Here is a 2,890-nt window from a genome sequence, read left to right as displayed (position 1 = left end):
ACCTCGGCGGGCCAGGGCCGGCTCCAGGTCGTCGGGCACCACCAGCTCCGCCGGGGCGAGCGCGACCCGGCCGTACGCGGTGAGGCTGTGGTGCGACACGCCCCGGTGGCGGGGGCGGGGGTCCGCGGCGGAGATCCGCAGCGACCCGACCGGCCGACCGCCCAACGTGGCGATGGCGTTGACCGCCTCGCCGACGGCGACCCCGGAGAAACCCCACCGGGTGCCGGTGCCCAGGTTGCCGGGCCCCTGTGCGACAACGGCCAGGTCGGCGCCGAGCACGTGCCGGGCGGCGAGCAGGCCGCCGTGCAGGGTGGTGGCCTCCAGGTCGCCGCCGAACGCCTGCCCGACAGTGATCGTGCCGGCCAGTTCGTCGCGCAGGCCGGCGAGCGTGCGGGAGAACCACGCCGGCAACGCCCCACCGTCGGTGAGCAGGTACGCCACCCGTGCGTGCGGGGCGTCGGCCCGGATACCGGCCAGGATCGCGGGTAGGGCCGAGTGCAGGTCGGCGGTGACCACCGGCAGGCCGTCCAGGTCGTCGGCGTCGGCGAGGACGTCACGGTGCGGGGACGCCTCCTCGTCGACGCCGAGCAGGATCGGTTGCAGCGGCGTGTACCGGGCCTTCACGAGGTGCCCGGCGTCACGGGTGTCGCCGGCGTCCGGCGGGTCCGGCGGCAACCGGTCCGGCAGGGCCACGACCAGGGCGTACCCGCCGGTGCCCAGCCCCATCAGCAACGCGCCGGCGTTGAGCAGCACCCGGTCGCCGGGCTCGGGGGCGCCGACCAGCTCCGGGTACGCCAGCGCCCGCATCCGCGTGCCGTCGGGCAGGTCGACGTCCAGCTCCACCGCCCCGGTCCACTGCCGTCGCAGCGTCGCCACCGTCCCCGTACGCCATCGCACCATGACGGGCACGCTAGCCGCGCGTGCCCGGCGGCCCGCGCCCGGGTGCGGCGGCGGCGTGGTTCAGGTCGACGCCGGGCCGCCGCCGGCGTCCGGGCTCGGCCTGGCCTGGGTGTGCCGGGCGCTGCCGCTAGCGCCGGGCAGCGAACGGGTGGGATCGAGGAAGACGAAGCGGATCTCCGGGTACCGGCCGGTGAGTCGCCGCTCGGCCTCGTCGGCGGTGGCCTCGATCTCCGCGCCGGTGGCCTCGTCGCGGAAGTCGACCTTCGCGGCGACCAGGATGTCGTCCGGGCCGAGCTGCATGGTCAGCAGCGTGTCGATGCGCTCGACCTCGGGCAGCCGGGCCAGCTCCCGTTCGATCTCGCGGCGCACCCGCTCCGGCACCGACCGGCCGACCAGCAGCGACAGGTTGTTGGCGGCCAGGATCCCGGCGACGGTCAACAGCAGCAGACCGATCAGGATCGACGCGACGCCATCCCACACCTCGTCGCCGGTGGCGTGCGACAGGCTGACTCCCAGACCAGCCAGCAGCAGACCGATCAGGGCCGCGCTGTCCTCCAGGAAGACCGCCTTGACGGTGGTGTCGGCGGTCAGCCGCAGGAACCGTCGGGGCGTGGTCTGCCAGCGTCGGGACTCGCGACGGACCTGGCGTACGGCCCGGGCCAGCGAGACCGACTCGATGACGAACGACACCGCCAGCACGATGTACGAGATCAGGTAGTTGCCGCTGTGCCGGTGCACCAGGATCGTCGTGACGCCGTGGGTGACGGCGAACCCGGCACCGGCCACGAACGTGAACATGGCGGCGAAGAACGCCCAGACGTAGCTCTCCTTGCCGTACCCGAAGGGGTGCCGCTGGTCCGCCGGCCGGGCGCCGCGGCGCAGCGCCTGGAAGAGCAGCACCTCGGTGGTGGTGTCGGCGACCGAGTGCGCAGCCTCGGAGAGCATCGCGGCCGATCCGGAGATCAGCCCGGCGATCAGCTTGGCCACCGCGATGGCGAGGTTCGCGGCGCCGGCGACGACGACGGTGCCGACGCTCTCGCTCTCCGGCCTGGCCTCCGCTTCCGACATGAGGCCCACCCTATGACCGGTGGTGGCGACGCGCCGGGCTAGTGGTCCTCGACACCGCCGATCCGAACAGATGTGCGGCACGCCCGCGCGGGTGCACGTCGCGGGCGCGTCGGCTGCTAGCGTCTACCCGTGTCGCGGACCCGCACCGAACGCCTGGTCAACCTGGTGATCTGCCTGCTGTCCACGCGACGGTTCCTGACCGCCGCGCAGATCGCCGCGACCGTGCCCGGTTACGAGCACGATCCGGACGACGCGCGTGACCACGAGGCGTTCCAGCGCAAGTTCGAACGGGACAAGGCCGAGCTGCGTGAGCTGGGCGTGCCGCTGGAGACCGGGACGACCAGCGTCTTCGACGCCGAGCCCGGCTACCGGATCGCCCACCGTGAGTACGCGCTGCCCGACATCCCCCTGGAACCGGACGAGGCCGCCGCGGTGGGCATCGCCGCCCGGCTGTGGCAGCACGCCGGGCTGGCCGCCGCCGCGTCGTCCGGGCTGGCCAAGCTGCGTGCCGCCGGGGTGGACGTGGATCCGCAGGCCACCCTCGGTCTGGAGCCGATGGTCACCGTCGACCCGGCCTTCGCGCCGCTGACCGCCGCCGCACGGGACCGCCGCGAGGTCGGCTTCGACTACCGGGTGCCCGACCGCGACGCGCCCACGCGCCGCCGGCTGCAACCGTGGGGCGTGGTCTGCTGGCGCGGCCGGTGGTACGTGGTCGGCCACGACCTGGACCGCGCGGCGACCCGCTGTTTCCGGCTGTCCCGGGTGGTCGGCGCGGTCCGGGTGACCGGCGCGCCCGGCGCCTACCAGCCGCCCGCCAATGAAGACCTGATCAGTCACGTGGCCCGCTGGTCGGGGCCGGTGGAGCGCACCGGCCGCGCCACCGTGCTGGCCGCGCCGGGCCGGGCCGCCGGGCTGCGCCGGT

The 2,890-nt window shown here is 74.6% G+C and carries 3 protein-coding genes; 1 reads left to right on the top strand and 2 read right to left on the bottom strand.

All coding sequences use genetic code 11. The annotated features are described in order from the left end of the window. Both JNW91_RS30855 and JNW91_RS30850 read right to left on the bottom strand, forming a co-directional pair. On the bottom strand, positions 1 to 900 hold a 900-nt coding region (locus JNW91_RS30855), incomplete at its 3' end, for a DUF3866 family protein (protein ID WP_203178983.1). Positions 901 to 960: 60 nt separating this feature from the next. Next, positions 961 to 1,968, bottom strand: a complete 1,008-nt coding sequence (locus JNW91_RS30850; protein ID WP_203178982.1) for a cation diffusion facilitator family transporter — start codon at positions 1,966 to 1,968, stop codon at positions 961 to 963. A gap of 129 nt (positions 1,969 to 2,097) precedes the next feature. Between JNW91_RS30850 and JNW91_RS30845 the strand changes: the two genes are divergently transcribed. Next, positions 2,098 to 2,890 (top strand): helix-turn-helix transcriptional regulator (locus JNW91_RS30845; RefSeq protein WP_203178981.1); only part of this gene is annotated, 793 nt, incomplete at its 3' end.

The organism is Micromonospora parastrephiae (assembly GCF_016802865.1).
GTDB classification, from domain to species: domain Bacteria; phylum Actinomycetota; class Actinomycetes; order Mycobacteriales; family Micromonosporaceae; genus Micromonospora; species Micromonospora parastrephiae.
This window is presented reverse-complemented; position numbering and strand designations above follow the sequence as displayed.

What these genes read in the sequence shown, in the direction of transcription:
- JNW91_RS30850 (WP_203178982.1), bottom strand. Translation starts at nt 1,968, where the DNA reads ATGTCGGAAGCGGAGGCCAGGCCGGAGAGCGAGAGCGTCGGCACCGTC.